The following is an 18,682-nucleotide window of genomic DNA, read 5'->3' as shown; positions in this document are numbered from 1 at the left end:
CAGTTTATCCCCCGTTCTTAAACCATCCAATAGGGGGTAATCATACCATGTATGTAGATTAATCTTACTCTATTAACGATCTACGCTTTTAACGGAAGAACACAAAAAGAGCCGTGAATGAACACGACTCTTTTATCTACAATTAAATAATTGTTTCTATTTAAGCAAATTATTTCTCCTTCTTAAAGAACGCTTTAACCTTCGCCTTGTCCTTGTTATAAGTGTTCTTGATTTTCTGTCCGTCCTTAGCAAGAACTTGCTTAACCTTTGCCTTGTCCTTACGATATGCGTTTCTTACTTTCTGCTTATCCTTAGCAATACCCTGCTTTACCTTTGCCTTGTCCTTACGATAAGTATTCTTTACTTTCTGCTCATCTTTAGCAAGACCCTGCTTTACCTTTGCCTTGTCCTTACGATAAGTATTCTTTACTTTCTGCTCATCTTTAGCAAGACCCTGCTTTACCTTTGCCTCATCCTTACGATAAGTATTCTTTACTTTCTGCTCATCTTTAGCAAGACCGTTCTCAACCTTCTTTACATCAGCATTGAACTTTGCCTTATCATCCTGATAAACCTTATTTACCTTCTCCTTGTCGTTAGCAAGGTCTGCCTTAACTCTCTGCTTGTCTGCGTTGAGTTTTGATTTCTCAGTAGTTTCAGCCTTCTTAACGGCAGCACCTACCTTCTTTGCCAACGTGTCAACACGCTGCATGATAGTCTCATGAGGCTTTTTTGTATTGTTGGTCTGTGCTTGTGCGCTAAGAGAAGAGAGTCCTGCAAGGGCTACTAATGATAATACTAACTTACGATTCTTCATTGTCTTTAATCTTAAAAATAAATACTTATACCTATATAATATTAGAGTCGAAATACGACTCACGGCAACAAAGATACTAAAAACAAATCCCAAAAGCCATAAAAGACCTTTGGGATTTTATAGATTTGTAATAATTAACAATTTACTTGTCTGAGATAAGATTCTCACCTGTCATATCTGCAGGCTGCTCTAAGCCCATAATATGAAGGATAGAAGGTGCAACGTCAGCCAAACGACCATTCTTCACTGTTGCAGAATTGTTGTTTGTAACATAGATGAATGGTACTGGGTTGAGTGAGTGAGCAGTGTTTGGACTGCCATCCTCATTGATTGCGTTGTCTGCATTACCATGGTCAGCGATGATGATTGTCTCATAATCGTTAGCCTTCGCAGCCTCAACAACCTCCTTAACACACTGGTCAACAGCCCATACAGCCTTTGCAATCGCATTGTAAACACCTGTATGACCCACCATATCACCATTAGCAAAGTTCACAACGATGAAGTCATACTCCTGTGTATTAATAGCACCAACAAGCTTATCCTTCACCTCAAAGGCACTCATCTCTGGCTTCAAGTCGTATGTCGCTACCTTTGGAGAAGGAACCAAGATACGGTCCTCACCCTCGTAAGGCTGCTCACGACCACCATTAAAGAAGAAGGTTACGTGTGCGTACTTCTCTGTCTCTGCTGTATGAAGCTGCTTCTTACCAAGCTTGCTGAGGTATTCGCCTAATGTATCCATTACGTTCTCCTTAGGGAAGAGGATATTCACGTTCTTAAAGTTTGCATCGTATGGAGTCATACAATAGAACTGCAAATCCTTAATTGTGTGCATACCTTCCTCTGGGAGGTCCTGCTGTGTGAGCACAGATGTCAACTCCTTAGCACGGTCGTTACGGAAGTTAATGAAGATAACTACGTCACCCTCCTCAATCTTACCATTCACAGAAGAGTTTGTGATAGGCTTGATGAACTCGTCTGTCACACCTTCTGCATAGCTTGCCTCAATCGCCTTAACCATGTCAGTAGCAGGGGTACCCTTACCCTCAACGAGCAAGTCGTACGCTTCTTTCACACGGTCCCAACGCTTATCACGGTCCATTGCATAGAAACGACCAACGACTGAAGCGATATGTGCGTCATTTGTATCACATACCTTCTGAATGTCAGCAACGAAACCAGCACCACTCTTTGGGTCTGTATCACGTCCGTCCATAAAACAATGAACGTAAACGTCCTTAAGGTTGTACTCCTTACCAATCTCGATGAGCTTGAAGAGGTGATCAAGTGAAGAGTGAACACCACCCGTAGAGGTCAGACCCATCAAGTGAAGTTTCTTACCATTCTTTTGTGCATAGCTATATGCAGCAATAATATCTTGGTTCTTCAAAATGTCACCGCTCTGACAAGCTTTGTTAATCTTAACGAGGTCCTGATAAACAATACGACCTGCACCTATATTCAAGTGACCAACCTCAGAGTTACCCATCTGACCATCTGGCAGACCGACATCTTCACCTGATGCCTGCAACTCAGAGTGTGCACTAACTGCGTTCAAATAATCTAAGTATGGAGTTGGTGTGTTATAGATTACATCACCCTTACCATGCTTACCGTTACCCCATCCATCAAGGATCATCAATAAAGCTTTTTTTGCCATAATTATTCCTTTATTTTTGTTATTATCTTCGTTTATTACCTATTATTATTTTTGTTACTGCAAAGGTACGATAAAAGAATAAGATGGGGGCAAAAAGCCATTGGAAATTTGAAAATGAAAGCTATAGAATTAGAAGTATAGGATTATTCAGCCCTCTGATTCACTGTTTGAAAGCATAACGCAGCAACATCAAAGAACATAGTTACATTTTTCTTCCTTCGTGCTAATACTCCGCACGGTTGGTGATCATGACTAACACCAACCATGTTAAGAGTAAACACTAATCTTAATAATGACTAAATACTTTAAGTTAAGTGGCTATATTATGAGTAACTTTGCCTTATTGCAATCTGAAAATGACTGGTACAAGCTGCCAAACTCCCTGCTTCGGTCTTCTTTCCCACTTCCATGCAGGCATAAGTTTGAGTACTCTGAGTGCCTCTCGGTCAAGGTATGGGTATACAGAACGCATAATTCTAAACAGACAACAATGACCAGAAGGGGTTACAAAGAACTTTATTATGACTTTTCCCGAGATTGAGCTTTCTGCCAATTCAGGCGGATATTGAAGATGTGCCGCTATAAATTTGAAGAGATCACCTGGGAATGAAGGTTTCAATCCCTCAACAGTTTCAAACATCTTTGCCCCTAAGGTGTCCACATTCAATGTATCATAACAAAGATCATAGGATGGTTCAGCACAACAAGGCTGCTCGGTTTGCTCCTTTTTCTTCGGTTTCATCGTTCTTTTATGCTTCTGTGCATCGATATTACCAACGACTACAAAACTTAAAAATAGAAATAAAAACAGTTTCTTTATCATAACCATATACTCTTATTGTTGAACATTTTGTTTCTTAAAAAAAACTGGCAAGACATACCAAGCACCACCTCTTTCCATAGAACTCATATTCCATTTTGGCATTAACTTCAACACTCTTAATGCCTCAGCATCAAATGATGAATTCAACGAACGAAGTACCTTAAATTGAGAACAGCTGCCGTTGCGGTCTATATAAAACTTGACAACCACCCGCCCTTCAACATTCTTGTTCTTACGACCGGCTGGCCATACAAGGTGAGCACGAAGGAATTGTTGGATATTACCTGGGAAAGATGGCATTGGAGGAAACCAACAATCAAATATTTTATGCCTTTCGTTTTTTACTTCTAAGGTATCGATTGTATCTTTCCGAACCTCATTTTCATAAGATTTCATCGACATATTCTTCTGTTGGGCAGTAACAGTTCCTTCCATACAGATACTAAGTGACATTAAAAATAATACTCGTTTCACCATATAAACCTTTTGTTTTATTCTCCTTTACAGCTACTAAACGCAGCCTTTCGAGAGATTATTATAAACAAACTCTTTGCTTTGAAGAGTCTTTCAAACATTCTTAATTTAAAACCTGCGCCAACGCTTAAACGCAATCACGCCGCCGCAGGTTTATGAAATGCAGATGACATATATTGGAACTTATTGTCGATGCAAAGGTAAAGAAGAATATAATGCAATGCAATAGCCCCATTAGAGTTGACACATGTAAAACAAGTTAACATTTGACTATCAATAATTTACGACTAACAACTTCACTTCTTTGACACAATAAAGCTTATAAAAGTTCCCTCGTTTTCGCACTTTACCAACCTTTAAGATAGCTTTTCGTCCCCTTTCCTCCCACCCTAATTTGGCAATACGCAGTAGAATGTGTATCTTTGCAAATATGAAGAGAAAGCCGATTTTACTACTGCTTAGCATCTTGGCATTGCTTTCATGCAGCCAAAGAAAACTGCCTAACTATCCCGCAACAGACGATGGTATTACTCGAATGAGGCTCGATAGTGCCGCTTTTTTCGTGGCTAAGCATGACACAAGGAATGCGATGTATCAGCTAAAATCGGCAGAGAAGCACCTTTTCAACGTAACAGAAGACTCTTTGAAGTTTGCTACATACTATCGTATTGCTCTCTTGAATGCCCAGAACGGTGCTTATAAATTAGCACTAGATTACTTCGAGCATACTGCTCGATATGCAAATGATAGCAAGAAGAGCCACAGACTGACCGACATTTACCTCGGTAAGGCCTCTGTTTTTAACCAAATGGGCCAACACGACTCTGCTCTGTGGTACGTAAAGAAGGCTGAATCCTTCAAGCCTCGTATTCGTAAAGACCAAGAGCAGAGTATTACTCAACTAAGAACCCGTATTGAAAAACACCAGATTTTATCGGTTTCACCAGAGAAAGATATTGAGATTATACAGATACAAGACCGCTATGAAGTGGCTATCGCACAGCGTAAAGCCCTGCAACTACAACTCTATATTGCTTATCTCGTTATCATCTTGATACTCCTAACAACGGGTATCGTAGTATGGTTCCGCCGTCGTATGCGCCTGCAACTACATGCCTATCGCAGGCAACAAGAGGTGACAGAACAGAATATTCAGCAGTTGATCCGACGGAAAGATGCAACTATTGATGAGATGAAGGCAGAAGTTGACAGTAAAATCAATGAGTTAGAACAGCTAAAACAGAAGATACCTACACATAACGGAGATACAAAAACAGCCGATTCCATCGAACAAATAAAGTTGGGAATAGACACCCTCTACACCATTCTAAAAGGTGGTAATATCTCACAAATGGGTAAACGTGAACAGCAGGCACTCAACGCTATTATGCCAAACTTTGATTACGACCTTGCCTATATCCTCAATAATCCCCGCTATGCGTTCACTCCTAAGGAGACATTTTACTATTTAATGGATCACAACGGAATGACTGATGAGCAAAAAGCCAACGCCTTCTGCTGTACATCACAAGCTTTAAGGTCGATTAAGAGTAGAATGAAAAAGAAGATGGAACTATCACAGGAGACACTTTCAGACTCGATATAGACATCGAGAACTTCCCTTACTTTCGCCAAGCTTTAACTCCCCTCCTCTAAAGAAAGGAAAGGCAGGAAGTCATATCTTCTTTGCCGCATATTCTCCCATCTGCTTATAGCCTGCAGGATTAGGATGCAACCAATCACCAATCTGCCATTCTTTACGCAACTGATCTGGAGCTGAAGGGTCACGCATAAGGGCATCAAAATCGATAAAACCATCGATTTCTTTATTAGCCCTAATCCATTCATTTACCTGCTTACGAGCTACATCGCGAGCAGGAGTATAATAATTCTTACAGCCCTTAAACGGAGTTATCGTACCCATATAAACTTTCAAACTTCGTTGATGTGCTTTCTTTATCATGACCTGATAGGCTTCTATCAGCTGACGTGCTGTTTCCGCAGGATTAGTTGATGTACCTATATCATTGATTGCTTCAAAGATGACAACTGCTCGTAAACCTCTTTGGCCGAGTATATCACGATCGAAACGCTCCTTTCCTGGAGCTCCTAAGCCCACTGACAGAATGCGATTATCACCAATTCCTAGGTTTAAGACTCCCGTCTTTTGCACATCAGTACTCTTCTCTCCGTTCAATACAGCAGACATAAAATCGGGCCAACGATCTTGCGCATTGGTTACACATCCTTTACCGTCAGTAATACTATTCCCTAAAATGGCAACACTGGAAATACTGGCATCAAGAACGTCTATGGCAGAAATATTAAACCAATGGTCTTCTTTAAAGGCTTTAGAGAAGTCAGTATTCGCATTCGTTACACCTCGCAATATATAAGACGTTGTACGTGATCCCATGTGAACAGTAGGTTCCTTCGGTGCTTTAAGGTAATTAATGGTAATTGACAGACGCTCCAAAGGCTGCAAATTAAACTTTAACGCATCAGAGAAAACTGCTTTTCCTGCGGGAATCGTGACGCGACGCTTATTACTAAACTGAAGGTATTTTGCAGTATTCTTCTCTATCTCTGGACCCTCCAGAGCCTTAGCAATATAGACACTTGTAATCTCAACAGGGTCGGAAGATAGTTCATTACTTAATTGAAGACGGAGCGTATTACCCCCAATACTTACCTTCACGACTTGTCGAACAGAACGATTCGTCATTTGATTGTTATAAGGCATAAATCCCTTATCAACAGTTTGTGGCGCACATGCCCATGTTCCTACCCAACGTTCCTGCTGTGCATACGCATTAAAAACGATGAAAAGCGATAAAACGAATAAAAACTTACGTATTGTCATGATCCTGAATTAAAAACTTCTTTATACTTTTTAGAAAAGAATACTTTTACAAAAGTTAGATTAATAAAATGTTCTACTTGATATTTTTATCATCTATTGAAGATTTAATGAAGCAGCAAGTCCCTTTATTTCTTCTTTCATATAGGCCTTGAAGCCATCACCCTCAATGATTTCAATATCCTTATAAAGTCCAAGAACAAAGCGGCCTAACCCCCGATAGTCACATACTTCTAAGTCTAAAAGCCATGACCCATCTTCGTTCTTCGTAATAAAATATGTTCCTTGTGGATATTCCTCTTTAAAGAGATTATGCGATAGCTGCCCTAATCGAAGCTTCACACGATGTCGCTCCTCACTACTAAACATAAAGATATCAGTAAAAACTTGTCGATGCAAATCTTCATGTAACCATGGAGTATCCAATATCTCCACACTCGTCATACGCGAAATTTTGAAGGTCTTATTTTGCTTAGAGACCAACTCATAGCAACGAATATCCTCATTATTATGCAGAAAAAGGAAAGGTTCCACCAGACGGTCCTTCATGGAGTGACTATGTGGACTTGAATAGCCAACCAAGCAAACCGTTTTCTTCTCAGCCATTGCCATCTGCAATTGCTTCATATTGTTATCCATCTGGCGACGAACAGGAGAGTCAGCTGATATTGAGAAATTATACGCATTATCTAATTTCTTCCTTAATTGGTTTACCATCTCGCTATCATTACCAGCCATGGTAAGTACACTATATATCGTCTTCACATCCTTATCAGTAAACTGAATAGCTTGGAGCAACTGAGTAAAGAAAGGAGAACGCCGATCAATATGATAACAACCTTGATTTTTGAACACAATAAAACCAGCATGCTTAATGAAATCGAGCAGGTAATAAAAATTCCTATGCGACAATCCTATCCTTTCACACAGTTCTTCAACAGTGTAGTTACGTCCATCAGACAAAATAATTAACAGCTCTAACTGCTTTTTTAGTTTATCAAACCTCATTTCTCCAACAAATCTATATGAAGATAACGCAAAGGTAACACTTTTCTTAATCATTGCAATTCTTTTTACTCCAAATATGTTGAGCAAACAATGAAATAATCGTCCTGCATGACTATAGGATGCAATGCTTACAAACTTGGAAGAGCTACTGAATTTATCACAAAATACTTTTAATTCCTTTTGCTGTCATTTTAACATTTCACAATAATACTTTGTTTTATAACCAGTTATCCTCCAGATACAAATGACAGAAATGACAGGAAACAACATAAAAGGCGGAAAGAGACCTGCTCTTTCCGCCTTGATATTTATAAAAACTTACGACTTACTCGTTCCTCACAAGATCATTATAATCGATCTCATTCTGTGGAACTACCCAAGTCCACTTATTACCGAAATCTACAGCAATTGTTTTTGCAACAGCTGGGTGTGCATTACCGCCTTCAGCAAATGAATGACGAACAACAGGAATGTTCCAACGTTTGTAATCACTCCATGCAGAACCCTCACCCCAAAGTTCAACTTCACGATAATCCTTGATTTCATTAAAGAGGTCAGTACCCGTCTTCGTACAAGTATAGCTTGCGTTACGACCTGTAGTAGCATTCAGTTTGACCAATGCAGCCTGTGCATCGGCAGTATTACCCAAGAAGTAATTAGCCTCAGCCTCTATGAGAACCATCTCACTTGAACGGATGAAAGGAACATAACTAACACCCGGCTGTGCTGTCACCCAGAACTTCATCTGACCATCCAAATAGATATATCCAGAAGCGTAAGCTGCAGAGAGTCCAGAAAGCTGATGTTTCTTAACGATAGAGTCAGCCTGTGTCAACACACTTTCATTACCCATACCCAAGATGCCAAAGGTCTGGTCAACCTGCGCATTGTCAGTAATATTAATACTGCGGAACTTATCAGCAGTGATAAAAAGTTGCTTACGAGCATCATTATTAGGAATACGAGTAATCAACTCGTGACCGATAGTACCAGCACCAGTACTCTGACCACTTGCATAGTAACCATTACAAGCACCCTGTACACCATAAGCCCAATACCAGTTCTGCTCACTTGCATCACCATAGCTACCGAGAATCCACTCATCATTTGGCTTATAGAAACCTGCTGCGTATGCTTCACCAGTCATCAACGGACGATTATTCTCTGCCAACTTAGCTTGTGCCAAAGCTGTAGCATAGTCCTGACGTGTCAATGCTGCACGTGCATAAACGGCATGAGCGGTATTTAAGTCAGGAATCCAACTCTCGGCAGTAGAACGCGTCACACCACTCTCTGTGAAGAGTGTGATCGCATCCTGACAGTCCTTATAAATCTGAGCAAAAGTCTCAGCAAGTGTTGAAGCCTTTAATTCTCCCTTAGAAGTATCGATACGCAATGGTAATCCCTGAGAAGCACCATTATTACTATCCTGCCAACGATAACAATAGTAATGTACTAACTTCTCATAAGCATATGCTCGGAAAGTCAATGCCGAAGCCTTGATAAACTTCCTATCTGCATCATTACCAGCGGCATTATCAATGTTTGCAAGGAGTGCATTTGCATTGTTAATAATCTGATAATAGTATGCCCACGCATAAGAATCATACTTAGCTGTAGACCTATAGTGAAAATCTTGGTTATGGATAGGTGCCCAACCAGAAGCATAACGGTTATAGTTATAATTCTGACTTGGAAGGTTCTCATAGATACGCATTATCGCATTTTCACCTGCGAACCCTTGACCATAGTAGTACTGCTGTACGGTCATCGACTTTGCAATACCATTCAAGGTGTTACGCGCATTGCTTGTATTAGCATATGCTGCAGAAGGCTCAGCCGACTCTGCTGGTGATACATTGAGATAATCACTGGAGCAAGATGCTGTCATTGCAGCTACAGCAAGTAAAGTCCCTGCGGTGAATTTATTTATTGAATATTTCATATTATTCCTTTTTTAAATTCTACAATATTAGAGATCGACTGTCAAACCGAAGTTGAACACACGTGCAGAAACATAAGTATCATCACTTCCACCAGCAAAACTATACTGTGGGTTCAAACCCTTACGGCTTGTGAGTGTGAAGAGGTTCTCAACACCAGCCTTTACTGAAACGCCACCAAGACCCCACTTTGTTACCAATGCCTTTGGTAAACGATAAGTGAGCATGATATTCTTCATGATGAAATAAGAAGAACTTGTCAACCAACGGTCACTAACCGCATTGTTATCAACACTTCCGTTGAAGTCAAGGATTGGTGTACCATTAGGGTCGATACGATTAGTAGATGTAGCTGTCATACCTGCAGGAACACCATTCCAAGAGTTAAGTGCATCCTTATGAAGTGCAGCTGCAGAAGAAGCTGAACCTGTAGACATCAAACCTCTGTAAGAACCGTCCATTGTCTTACCACCAAGACTGTAAGTCATCAACATAGACAAGCTCAAGTCCTTCCAACGAAGGTTAGAACCAAATGAGCCATAAACAGAAGGGAGAGCTGTACCCGCCCACTTACGGATTGCCTGAGAAGTTGATGTAGTATACTTTGTTCCATTGATCTCAACAAGGTTGCCTGCAGCAGATGCAGTAGCTTCCTGCTTTGGATCAAGATCATAGAGAGACTTACCAGTCATCTGATCAACACCTACGAAGTGATAAGTATACCACTCATAAGCAGAGTGTCCCTCAGAATAGTTCTGCTGACCATGCAAGATATCTTTACCCTTAGGCAACTTGAGTACCTTGTTCTTCAATGTGGTAGCGTCAAAAGAGAGGTTCCATGTCCAATCCTTAGAACGTACAACGTCACCATTCAACATAATTTCGAATCCACGGTTAGAGATGGTTCCAATATTTTGATATTGTGTAAGGTTCTCTATTAAATCATTACCATAGTAAGAACCTGCTGACAATGGGAAGCGAACCTCGAAGAGTAAGTCCTTAGAACGCTTATCGAAATATCCTAAGCTAAAGTTCAAGCGATCGAAGAGCGTACCCTCAACGCCAAAGTCGAAAGTCTGAGTTGTCTCCCACTTCAAATCAAGAGCAGCCAGCTTCTGACGTACCAAAGCAGGGTTACCACCATTCTTTGTGATGTAATAAAGTGCCTGATAGCCATAGAGGTTAACAGCAGCATCGTTACCAACCTCACCGTATGATGCACGAGCGCGCAAAGCATCAACCCACTTTACTTTCTCCATGAACTTCTCCTTCTTGATATTCCAGTTTACACCAGCTGAGAAGAAGTTACCCCAACGCTTATCTTTATGGAACTTAGAAGAACCATCGCGGCGGAGAGAGAAGTCTAAGAAGTACTTCTCATCATAGTTGTAGCGAAGACGACCAAGATAAGACTCAGTTCTATAATCCTCAAAATAGCCTTCTGTATCAGAGTTTAGGACGAAGTTACTCAACGCACGCAAACCTTCGATAGCTGCATTCGTGTTCATGACACGTGCATACTTACGATTCCAGCTATAATTCTCATGACCGAGAAGAACATCAACATGGTGGAGATCAAAGTTATGATCCCAGTTCAAAAGTTCCTGTCCTGTATAAGAGATATACTGGTTAGCATATTCTGACAAACGACCATTGTTAGATGCACCATCACCAATAACAGGGTTATTATATTTCTGACGGTTTGTTGTCGCATGGTTCAAGTCTACTTTTCCTGTCAAAGAGAAACCGTATGGCAAACTGATTTTTGTATAGAACAAACCATCCAATACGTTTCTGCGTACTCGGTCCATATCCATCGTCATCTCGTAAGGGAGGTTACGATTTTCAAGATACTCAGATGTAGTATCATATTGCTTGTTGCCATCTGCATCCAAAGCGTATGTACCATCAGCATTATGCAAATAAACAGGATAGACTGGAGCCATGTAACGAGTTACATAGAATGGATTAGCATAGAAAGTACCATTAGCATCTGAGTTAAAGCTTCTTACAGAAGAAGTACCAGAGAGGTTCAAACCTAATTCGAGCCACTTGTTGGCTGTATATTGTGTGTTAATACGGCCTGTAAAACGTTCATAACCTGAGTTCAAAGTATAACCCTGCTCATTCAGATAACCAGCAGAAGAGTAGATATTGTACTTATCGCCTGCTACACCAGCAGAAAGGCTATACTCTTGACGATGACCAGTACGCTCAACTGCTTTCTGCCAATCAAGATCGTCATAACCAGGACGAATAGAGGCAATCAGCTTACCATTTGCATCAAAGAGAGCATTACCAGCAGCATCATAGATATTACGCTTCACATAATCAGACACCAAGTGCTGGGTTGCATAAGTTCCAGCTGCAGCATCTGTAGAAACGATACCACCAGAGAGGGCATAATTCCTCATTGCTACCCAAGAAGTTTCCATCCATTCGTTTGGACCTAAACGGTCATACTCTGGGATACCACGTCTGTAGAAACCTTGATCCATCTTCAAAGTAATGTTTGGCTTAGTAGAGAACTTAGCCTTCTTTGTTGTAATCAAGACAACACCATTAGCCGCACGGTTACCATAAAGAGCGGCAGAAGAAGCATCCTTCAAAACAGACATAGACTCAATGTCGCCAGGATTTAACTCGGCAATATTACCTTCGAATGGCGTACCATCAACGATGTAAAGAGGCTGATCAGCGCCACTTACCAACGTACCCACACCACGGATGTGAATTTTTGGTGTTGCACCAGGCTCACCATAAGAGTTATTAACCTGTACACCAGGAGCAGAGCCTTCCAACGCACCAGTCACCGTTGTACTAATACGATCAGAAATCTTCTTTGAGTCAACTACAGCAACAGAACCAGTAATAGACTGGCGTTTTGCTGTACCATAAGCCACAACAACGACCTCATCGAGACCTTTGTCATCAGGAGAAAGCGTGACTTTCATACCATTAGATGCAGAAACAGTCTTGGTAAGCATACCTACGTAAGACACGACTAGTTTAGCACCAGATCGTACTGAAAGGCGGAAGTTACCATCCACGTCGGTTACTGTACCCGTCTGTGTCCCTGCAACAAGGATAGACGCACCAACAACGGGCTGTCCATCGTCTGAGGAAACTACAGTTCCGCTAATCTCTGTTTGCGCCAGTGCTGTTCCTAAACTTAGGAATAGACCGACTAAAAACATCATTAGTCTTTTTTCCATAAATTCTCTCTTTAATTAATATAAAAAACAAACTATTTCAGACTTAAATTATTAACACGTAAGGTATTATAAAACGATAAAGATTATTGTATAATAGATTTAACAATTCACAAAGATAGTGTACGCTTTTTAAAGTTCCAAATGGGAATGAACTTTAGCTCGAATATTTCACATTTATTAACTGCATAATATATAGAAGTATCACTTTTAAGCATAAAAACAAACAAAAAACCATTCATATCGGTAAATAAAATTACATTATTGTGATATAGACACTTCTACGTGTTATTGTATGTTAAACAAACATTTGCTACTAAAAAGAGGTTTTTCAACACACAAAACAAAAAAGTGGTGTTGATACATATCCTTATTTGTAAGGAAACCGGTAAACCTAAACCTTACAAATAGGCTTCATTTAAGCATATTCTAACCAATAAAAGCAAACCACCCATTTGAGTATTTCATTTTCTATGTGCCAGAGGATTCCAGATATCTAACTATTATCATGTTAAAAAAAAATTTCTTCTTCATTAACTGATAGATATTTCATAACACCTTATTTTCCAAGACTTTTAATGAACGATTTGAGGATAAAGCGGAAGTGATGGAATATAAATAATCTTGAGAACTCCTTACAGATAACAAACAGAACATTGCATCATGTTATATTAAACAATGTTTACTATCCGCACACTTCGTGCATACCATCCGCACACTTCGTGCTCAGCACCCGCACACATGGTGCTGGGCACCCGCACCAAAAGAGCCTAAAAAAGGGGATTAGCTGTAAAACAACTAATCCCCACATTCTCATTTATTACAATACAACTGTTTACTAATTACTATAACCCGTATTCTGCTGTTTCTTAAGATTTGCATTTGCATCTACCTCATAACCAGGAATAGCAGCATACGCCTTGTAATAATCACGACTATAACTACGAGCATCAGTCGTCAACACATCGTGCCAGCCACGGTCAGCATCATTCGTATAACGTGTTATCGTCTCATTATTACGCAGTGCATCAAAGAAGCGTTGACCCTCACCAACAAGTTCCTTACGACGCTCCAACAAGATACGCGCTAAGGTAACATCTGCTGCTGTCACTTGCTTTGAGGCATCACTTGTACGATTCTTGATAATATCGTTTAAGTACAAAGCAGCTTTTGCAGTATTACCAGATCTGAAGGCTGCTTCCGCTGCATTGAGATAAACTTCAGAAAGACGGAGCATAGGGATATTAGCATAACGAACATCCCCATTAGCTGCAGGCATCTTATTCAAATAGACCCTAGCTCCATTAAAGACTTTCTTCTTATCAGAGTAAGGAGCCAAGAACACGTTTGCACGAACATCTAATGAATCTTGTGCAAGGAGCTTAACGAAGCTCTTTGTAGCACAAACATCACCATAACCAGCGATATCAGGACGATTTTCGGCATATAAATAAGCAATCCCCTCTCTATCATTCCAGTCCTTGTTGTTAGTAACAGAGAGTTCGAAAAGCATCTCATTACTATGATTCTTATCGTCTTTCTTCCATGCATCAACATACTCGTCAGCAGCCCAAAGATTTTTACCTGAATTGTTGATTACGTCTTCAGCTGTAGAAAGTGCATTTGCCCAATCACCCTTTGTAAGGTAAACACGAGAGAGAAGAGCCTTAGCTGCATAAAGACCCATGTAACCAACTTCAGGCTTTTTTGACAAATTACCAGAGTTGATCGCCTCATTAAGGTCCTTAAGTACCTGAGCATAACACTCAGCAACAGTACTACGCGAAGGTTTTTCACTCGCAGAAATGACGTTTGTCACCAAAGGAACACCTAACGATGCACCATTATCCTCAGTATAAGGCTTTCCGTAGATACGTGTCAGATCGAACGTAGCCATAGCTCTCAACACCAATGCTTCTGCACGAACCTGTCCCATCAATGCCTTTGCATCAGCGTCATCCTTATCAGTTAACTTACCGCCATCAACAGCTTCGATGATATGATTGGCCGTTTGAATAACAATATAAGGTGACTGCCAGATAGCAGTAGAAGTGTTAAAGTTAGAAGCTGTGGTATATTCCATTTTGTAATAGAACGATGCACGATTACTTCCATACTTTGAATTATACTGCAAATCCTCGCCGTGCATCTCTCCATAAAGGAACATCTGTGCACCATAATAATCATTAAAGCTAGAAGAGCCCTTCAAAGCTGCATACATACCGATACGAGCTGTTGACAAATCTGAACTACTCTTGATAGCTTCATTTTCGAGAACACCATCACTCGGTCTCTGATCGAGAAATTCATCACCACAGGATGCCATACCGAGCATTACACCTGCGGCAAGTACGAGGCTATATATATTCTTATAAGTTCTTTTCATAAGTAAGTTCAATTAATTATTAAAAACCAAGTTCGATACCAAAGGTAAAGGTACGCAATCCAGGTGTCTGGAATGTGCAAACACCATCAACACGCATTTCTGGATCAACATACAAATCCTTTGACTTAAACGTCAGCAGGTTGCTTGCAGAGAAGAAAGCACGTGCCTTGCTCAAACCGATACGTGACACCCAATGAGATGGTGCACTAAACCCAAGTGTCAAACTCTTCAGACGCAGATAATCTGTTGGCATCAACCAGCGAGAAGAGACCTCACTTGTGTTACCATACTGGAATACTGGCTGTGAAGCATTCGTATCACCAGGTCCTGTCCACATCTTATTGATATCATAATAGGTTGGTACCTGGCCACCAAAGGTGTAGTTCCCATTATTATGTTGCCATGTAGCTGCATCGAAAGCCTTACCACCAAGTGAGAAAGTAAAGTTAAAGCCAAAGTCAATGAACTTCCAAGTAATGTTATTACTGAAACCACCCTCTAACTTTGTTTCGTGGTTACCCATAATAACCTTTTTCGCCTTATTAGGATCGACAGTTGTATTACGTGCATTACTTGTTCCGTCGTTGATATAGAAAGACTCCTTACCAGTAGCAGGGTCAACACCAGCATATTCATATCCATAGTAACTATAGTAAGGTTCGCCTACCTTATGAATACGAACACCGCTTATAATCTGATTCTCTTCACCATAAATCTTTGTCAGCTCATTATGATTGTGACCAAAGTTCAACATAGTTGTCCATGAGAAATCTTTTGTCTGGAGGTTGTTACTTTGAATAGTTACCTCAAAACCTCTGTTACGCAATGAACCAACATTAACAGCTTTACTTGGAGTTCCGCTATTACTATAATAACCAGGTACGGCTGACACTGGCAAATCAAAGATAAGGTCGGATGTTGTACGTACATAATAATCGAAGGTGAAAGAGATACGATTAAGGAAGGTCAAGTCAAGACCAACATTGACAGCACGATTCTTTTCCCATTGTAGTTCTGGATTACCAATACCGACAATAGCCATACCTGACTTTCCGTTATAATACTTTCCGTACTTATACCAGTTTGCATAGCCATAATAACTACCTGGCAACGTACCATTCACACCATAACTAAGACGCAACTTACCATCGCTAACAACCTTTATGATTGGCTGCATAAACTTCTCTGAACCAAAACGCCAAGCTGCAGAGACAGACCAGAAATTACCCCAACGATTGTCTTTAGCTAAGCGGCTGCTGCCGTCACGACGGAAACTTACACCAGCATAATACTTGTTGTTAAAGTTATAATTAACACGTCCCAACCAGCTTACGAGAGAATAACCGCTCACATCACTACTTGCACTTGTCGTACCAGCATTGCCAAACTCATAGAGGTCACCTGGATAATCACTACCATTAAGATAATTATACTTTAGGGTGTATTTCTCAGTCTCGAAACCTAAAAGCGCATCAACATTATGAAGTCCGAAAGACTTCACGTAAGACAGCTGAGTCTGACCATTCAACTGACTGATAGTACCCGTGTAACGTTGCATATTACCTGCAGGAGCTCCATCATTTGACAAACGGTCCCAAAGCACATCTTCATTATTTGAAGTGAAATCGTATGTTACCTTCTCACTTAAGTGAAGAGCATCCCATATATTCCAATCTAATTTTAAAGAGTTGAAGGCACGCTTAATGTCTGTCTTATCATAAGTATGCAAAGCCTCATAGATTGGGTTTACATTAACCAAACTATTCGTTTCAGCACCACGAGCTAAAGAACCATCAGGTAAGTAAGCTACTGATGATGGACTCTGGATAAAAGCATAATTGGAGATAGGACTTGTGTAAGAAGCACCTCCATCGTTCGTAAGCTTCTGATTAATCTTTGAGAACAAAGAAGAGTAGGTCAATGTGAAATCACCAAACTTATGTGTTAAATTCGCATTACCCGTGAAGCGTTCCATTCCCTGATTAGAGAAGATACCTGTCTGCTTCATGTAAGATAATGAAGTATAAAAACGTGTATCCTCATTACCTCCACTCAAACTAACCTGATAGTTCTGATGGTGACCTGTCTTAAATAAAAGATTTTTCCAATCAGTCCAAGCAGTTATAGGTTTACCATTTTCATCATAACCTACAGTTGGCTTCGCTGCAAAGTCGTTGATATTCTCATTGGCAAAATTCTCAGCATCAGTTGCACTCATACCTTCCTTGTAAAGTGCATAATTCTTCAAACCAAGAAGCAAGAGTTCACGACGTGCATCGCCTCCTAACACAGGACGATAGTTAATCGCTACGTTAGAGAAACCCCAATCGCTACGGAAATCAACGTGTGTTTTACCTTTCTTACCACTCTTTGTTGTGATGACAATCACACCATTTGCAGCACGTGAACCATAAAGAGAAGCTGCAGCAGCATCCTTTATGACTGTGATAGACTCAATATCATTACTGTTCAAGGTAGCAAGAACATTCGTTCCAGACTCATTATAGTTACCTTGTCCCATACCGTTGATATCTCCTGATATCATTGGCGTACCGTCAATAACATATAAAGGTTCATTACCCGCATTGATAGAACCCATACCACGGATACGGATGTTACTTACAGAACCAGGAGCACCAGATGCACTCGTAACAGTAACGCCTGGTACGGAACCAGCCAATTTGTCCTGGACAGATGCCACAGGGACATCGGCTAACTTACCAGGGTCAACATTTGCCGCAGCACCTGTAAAGCTTGACTTCTTAAAGTTACCATAACCCGTAACAATCACCTCATCAAGTGAACCAGATTCTGCTTTCATGACAACTTTCATACCATCTACTGCAGAAACAACTTGAGTTTTTAACCCGACATACTGAAAACGCAACTGATTTTTTCCTGCAGGAACATTAAGATGGAACTTACCATCAATGTCAGTCACAACGCCGACTGGTGTGCCAACAACAAGAACAGAAGCACCAACTACAGGCAATCCATCCTCCGAGGATACAACAGTTCCGCTAACCTCTGTCTGCGCCAAAGCCGTTCCTAAACTTAGGAATAGGCTGACTAAAAACATCATTAGTCTTCTTTCCATAAAATCTCTATTAAATGAATATAAAACAAATTGTTTCAAAACCAAATCTTTTACACCTAAGAAAGTTACAAACTCCTACAAAATAACAAGGATTTATCCTAATCTGATACAAAGTTATAGAGACTTTTGATAGTTCCCAAAAAGTTATAAAATAAATCAACCTTTTTTACATTTATTAATAATCAATTGTAAAAAAGCACTATGTTATTGCATAAAAATAAAGTTTTATCACATTTTACGAGATAATAGTTAGGATTTATAAGCTATAAGGACCTATTTTATTGCAAAAGAAGAAATTGAGATTAAATATAGCTAAAACTAAAAAATCACTTTCTTGTAAAAAATATGACTATTCCAAAGTGGGTGATGGGTGATGGGTGTTGGGTGTTGATGGAGAGG

At 40.2% G+C, this 18,682-nt stretch carries 11 protein-coding genes; 1 reads left to right on the top strand and 10 read right to left on the bottom strand.

Annotation, left to right across the window (positions count from 1 at the left end; all coding sequences use genetic code 11):
* Nucleotides 1-169: 169 nt before the first annotated feature.
* The 4 genes from J4856_RS06240 to J4856_RS06225 all read right to left on the bottom strand — a co-directional run bounded on the left by J4856_RS06240 (nt 170) and on the right by J4856_RS06225 (nt 3,756).
* Nucleotides 170-817, bottom strand: coding sequence for a hypothetical protein (locus J4856_RS06240; RefSeq protein ID WP_025836776.1), 648 nt, complete (start codon nt 815-817; stop codon nt 170-172).
* Between the two features lie 142 nt (nt 818-959).
* Nucleotides 960-2,480, bottom strand: coding sequence for a 2,3-bisphosphoglycerate-independent phosphoglycerate mutase (gpmI, locus tag J4856_RS06235; protein WP_025836774.1), 1,521 nt, complete (start codon nt 2,478-2,480; stop codon nt 960-962).
* A 340-nt stretch (nt 2,481-2,820) separates the two neighbouring features.
* Nucleotides 2,821-3,222 carry an energy transducer TonB gene (locus J4856_RS06230; protein ID WP_306302185.1) on the bottom strand — a complete coding sequence of 134 codons (402 nt, stop codon included), beginning with the start codon at nt 3,220-3,222 and terminating at the stop codon, nt 2,821-2,823.
* A 93-nt stretch (nt 3,223-3,315) separates the two neighbouring features.
* Nucleotides 3,316-3,756 carry an energy transducer TonB gene (locus tag J4856_RS06225; RefSeq protein WP_234967177.1) on the bottom strand — a complete coding sequence of 147 codons (441 nt, stop codon included), beginning with the start codon at nt 3,754-3,756 and terminating at the stop codon, nt 3,316-3,318.
* Nucleotides 3,757-4,207: 451 nt separating this feature from the next.
* Here J4856_RS06225 and J4856_RS06220 point away from each other — a divergent pair, with 451 nt between their 5' ends.
* On the top strand, nt 4,208-5,383 hold the full coding sequence (locus J4856_RS06220; protein WP_234967175.1) for a hypothetical protein: 1,176 nt from the start codon (nt 4,208-4,210) through the stop codon (nt 5,381-5,383).
* A gap of 69 nt (nt 5,384-5,452) precedes the next feature.
* Here the strand turns inward: J4856_RS06220 and J4856_RS06215 are convergent, their stop codons facing one another.
* The 6 genes from J4856_RS06215 to J4856_RS06190 form a co-directional block, all read right to left on the bottom strand.
* Nucleotides 5,453-6,640, bottom strand: a complete 1,188-nt coding sequence (locus J4856_RS06215) for an SGNH/GDSL hydrolase family protein (protein WP_065367632.1) — start codon at nt 6,638-6,640, stop codon at nt 5,453-5,455.
* Between the two features lie 93 nt (nt 6,641-6,733).
* Nucleotides 6,734-7,645 (bottom strand): helix-turn-helix transcriptional regulator, encoded by a 912-nt coding sequence (locus J4856_RS06210; RefSeq protein ID WP_025836764.1) that lies wholly within the window; start codon nt 7,643-7,645, stop codon nt 6,734-6,736.
* 325 nt (nt 7,646-7,970) lie between these two features.
* On the bottom strand, nt 7,971-9,590 hold the full coding sequence (locus tag J4856_RS06205) for a RagB/SusD family nutrient uptake outer membrane protein (protein WP_025836762.1): 1,620 nt from the start codon (nt 9,588-9,590) through the stop codon (nt 7,971-7,973).
* 27 nt (nt 9,591-9,617) lie between these two features.
* Complete coding sequence (locus tag J4856_RS06200; protein WP_025836760.1) at nt 9,618-12,803, bottom strand: SusC/RagA family TonB-linked outer membrane protein; 3,186 nt, start codon at nt 12,801-12,803, stop codon at nt 9,618-9,620.
* Nucleotides 12,804-13,638: 835 nt separating this feature from the next.
* A complete protein-coding gene (locus J4856_RS06195; RefSeq protein ID WP_025836758.1) occupies nt 13,639-15,186 on the bottom strand; it encodes a RagB/SusD family nutrient uptake outer membrane protein in 1,548 nt (515 codons plus the stop codon).
* 19 nt (nt 15,187-15,205) lie between these two features.
* Nucleotides 15,206-18,283 (bottom strand): SusC/RagA family TonB-linked outer membrane protein, encoded by a 3,078-nt coding sequence (locus J4856_RS06190; RefSeq protein WP_025836756.1) that lies wholly within the window; start codon nt 18,281-18,283, stop codon nt 15,206-15,208.
* Nucleotides 18,284-18,682: the final 399 nt, after the last annotated feature.

Source organism: Prevotella scopos JCM 17725 (genome assembly GCF_018127785.1).
Classification (GTDB): domain Bacteria; phylum Bacteroidota; class Bacteroidia; order Bacteroidales; family Bacteroidaceae; genus Prevotella; species Prevotella scopos.
Note: the sequence above shows the minus strand (reverse complement) of the source record. Positions and strands in the feature narration are given on the sequence as shown.

What these genes read in the sequence shown, in the direction of transcription:
- gpmI (WP_025836774.1), bottom strand. Translation starts at nt 2,480, where the DNA reads ATGGCAAAAAAAGCTTTATTGATGATCCTTGATGGATGGGGTAACGGT.
- J4856_RS06220 (WP_234967175.1), top strand. Translation starts at nt 4,208, where the DNA reads ATGAAGAGAAAGCCGATTTTACTACTGCTTAGCATCTTGGCATTGCTT.
- J4856_RS06230 (WP_306302185.1), bottom strand. Translation starts at nt 3,222, where the DNA reads ATGAAACCGAAGAAAAAGGAGCAAACCGAGCAGCCTTGTTGTGCTGAA.
- J4856_RS06205 (WP_025836762.1), bottom strand. Translation starts at nt 9,590, where the DNA reads ATGAAATATTCAATAAATAAATTCACCGCAGGGACTTTACTTGCTGTA.
- J4856_RS06225 (WP_234967177.1), bottom strand. Translation starts at nt 3,756, where the DNA reads ATGTCACTTAGTATCTGTATGGAAGGAACTGTTACTGCCCAACAGAAG.
- J4856_RS06200 (WP_025836760.1), bottom strand. Translation starts at nt 12,803, where the DNA reads ATGGAAAAAAGACTAATGATGTTTTTAGTCGGTCTATTCCTAAGTTTA.
- J4856_RS06190 (WP_025836756.1), bottom strand. Translation starts at nt 18,283, where the DNA reads ATGGAAAGAAGACTAATGATGTTTTTAGTCAGCCTATTCCTAAGTTTA.
- J4856_RS06240 (WP_025836776.1), bottom strand. Translation starts at nt 817, where the DNA reads ATGAAGAATCGTAAGTTAGTATTATCATTAGTAGCCCTTGCAGGACTC.
- J4856_RS06195 (WP_025836758.1), bottom strand. Translation starts at nt 15,186, where the DNA reads ATGAAAAGAACTTATAAGAATATATATAGCCTCGTACTTGCCGCAGGT.
- J4856_RS06210 (WP_025836764.1), bottom strand. Translation starts at nt 7,645, where the DNA reads ATGAGGTTTGATAAACTAAAAAAGCAGTTAGAGCTGTTAATTATTTTG.
- J4856_RS06215 (WP_065367632.1), bottom strand. Translation starts at nt 6,640, where the DNA reads ATGACAATACGTAAGTTTTTATTCGTTTTATCGCTTTTCATCGTTTTT.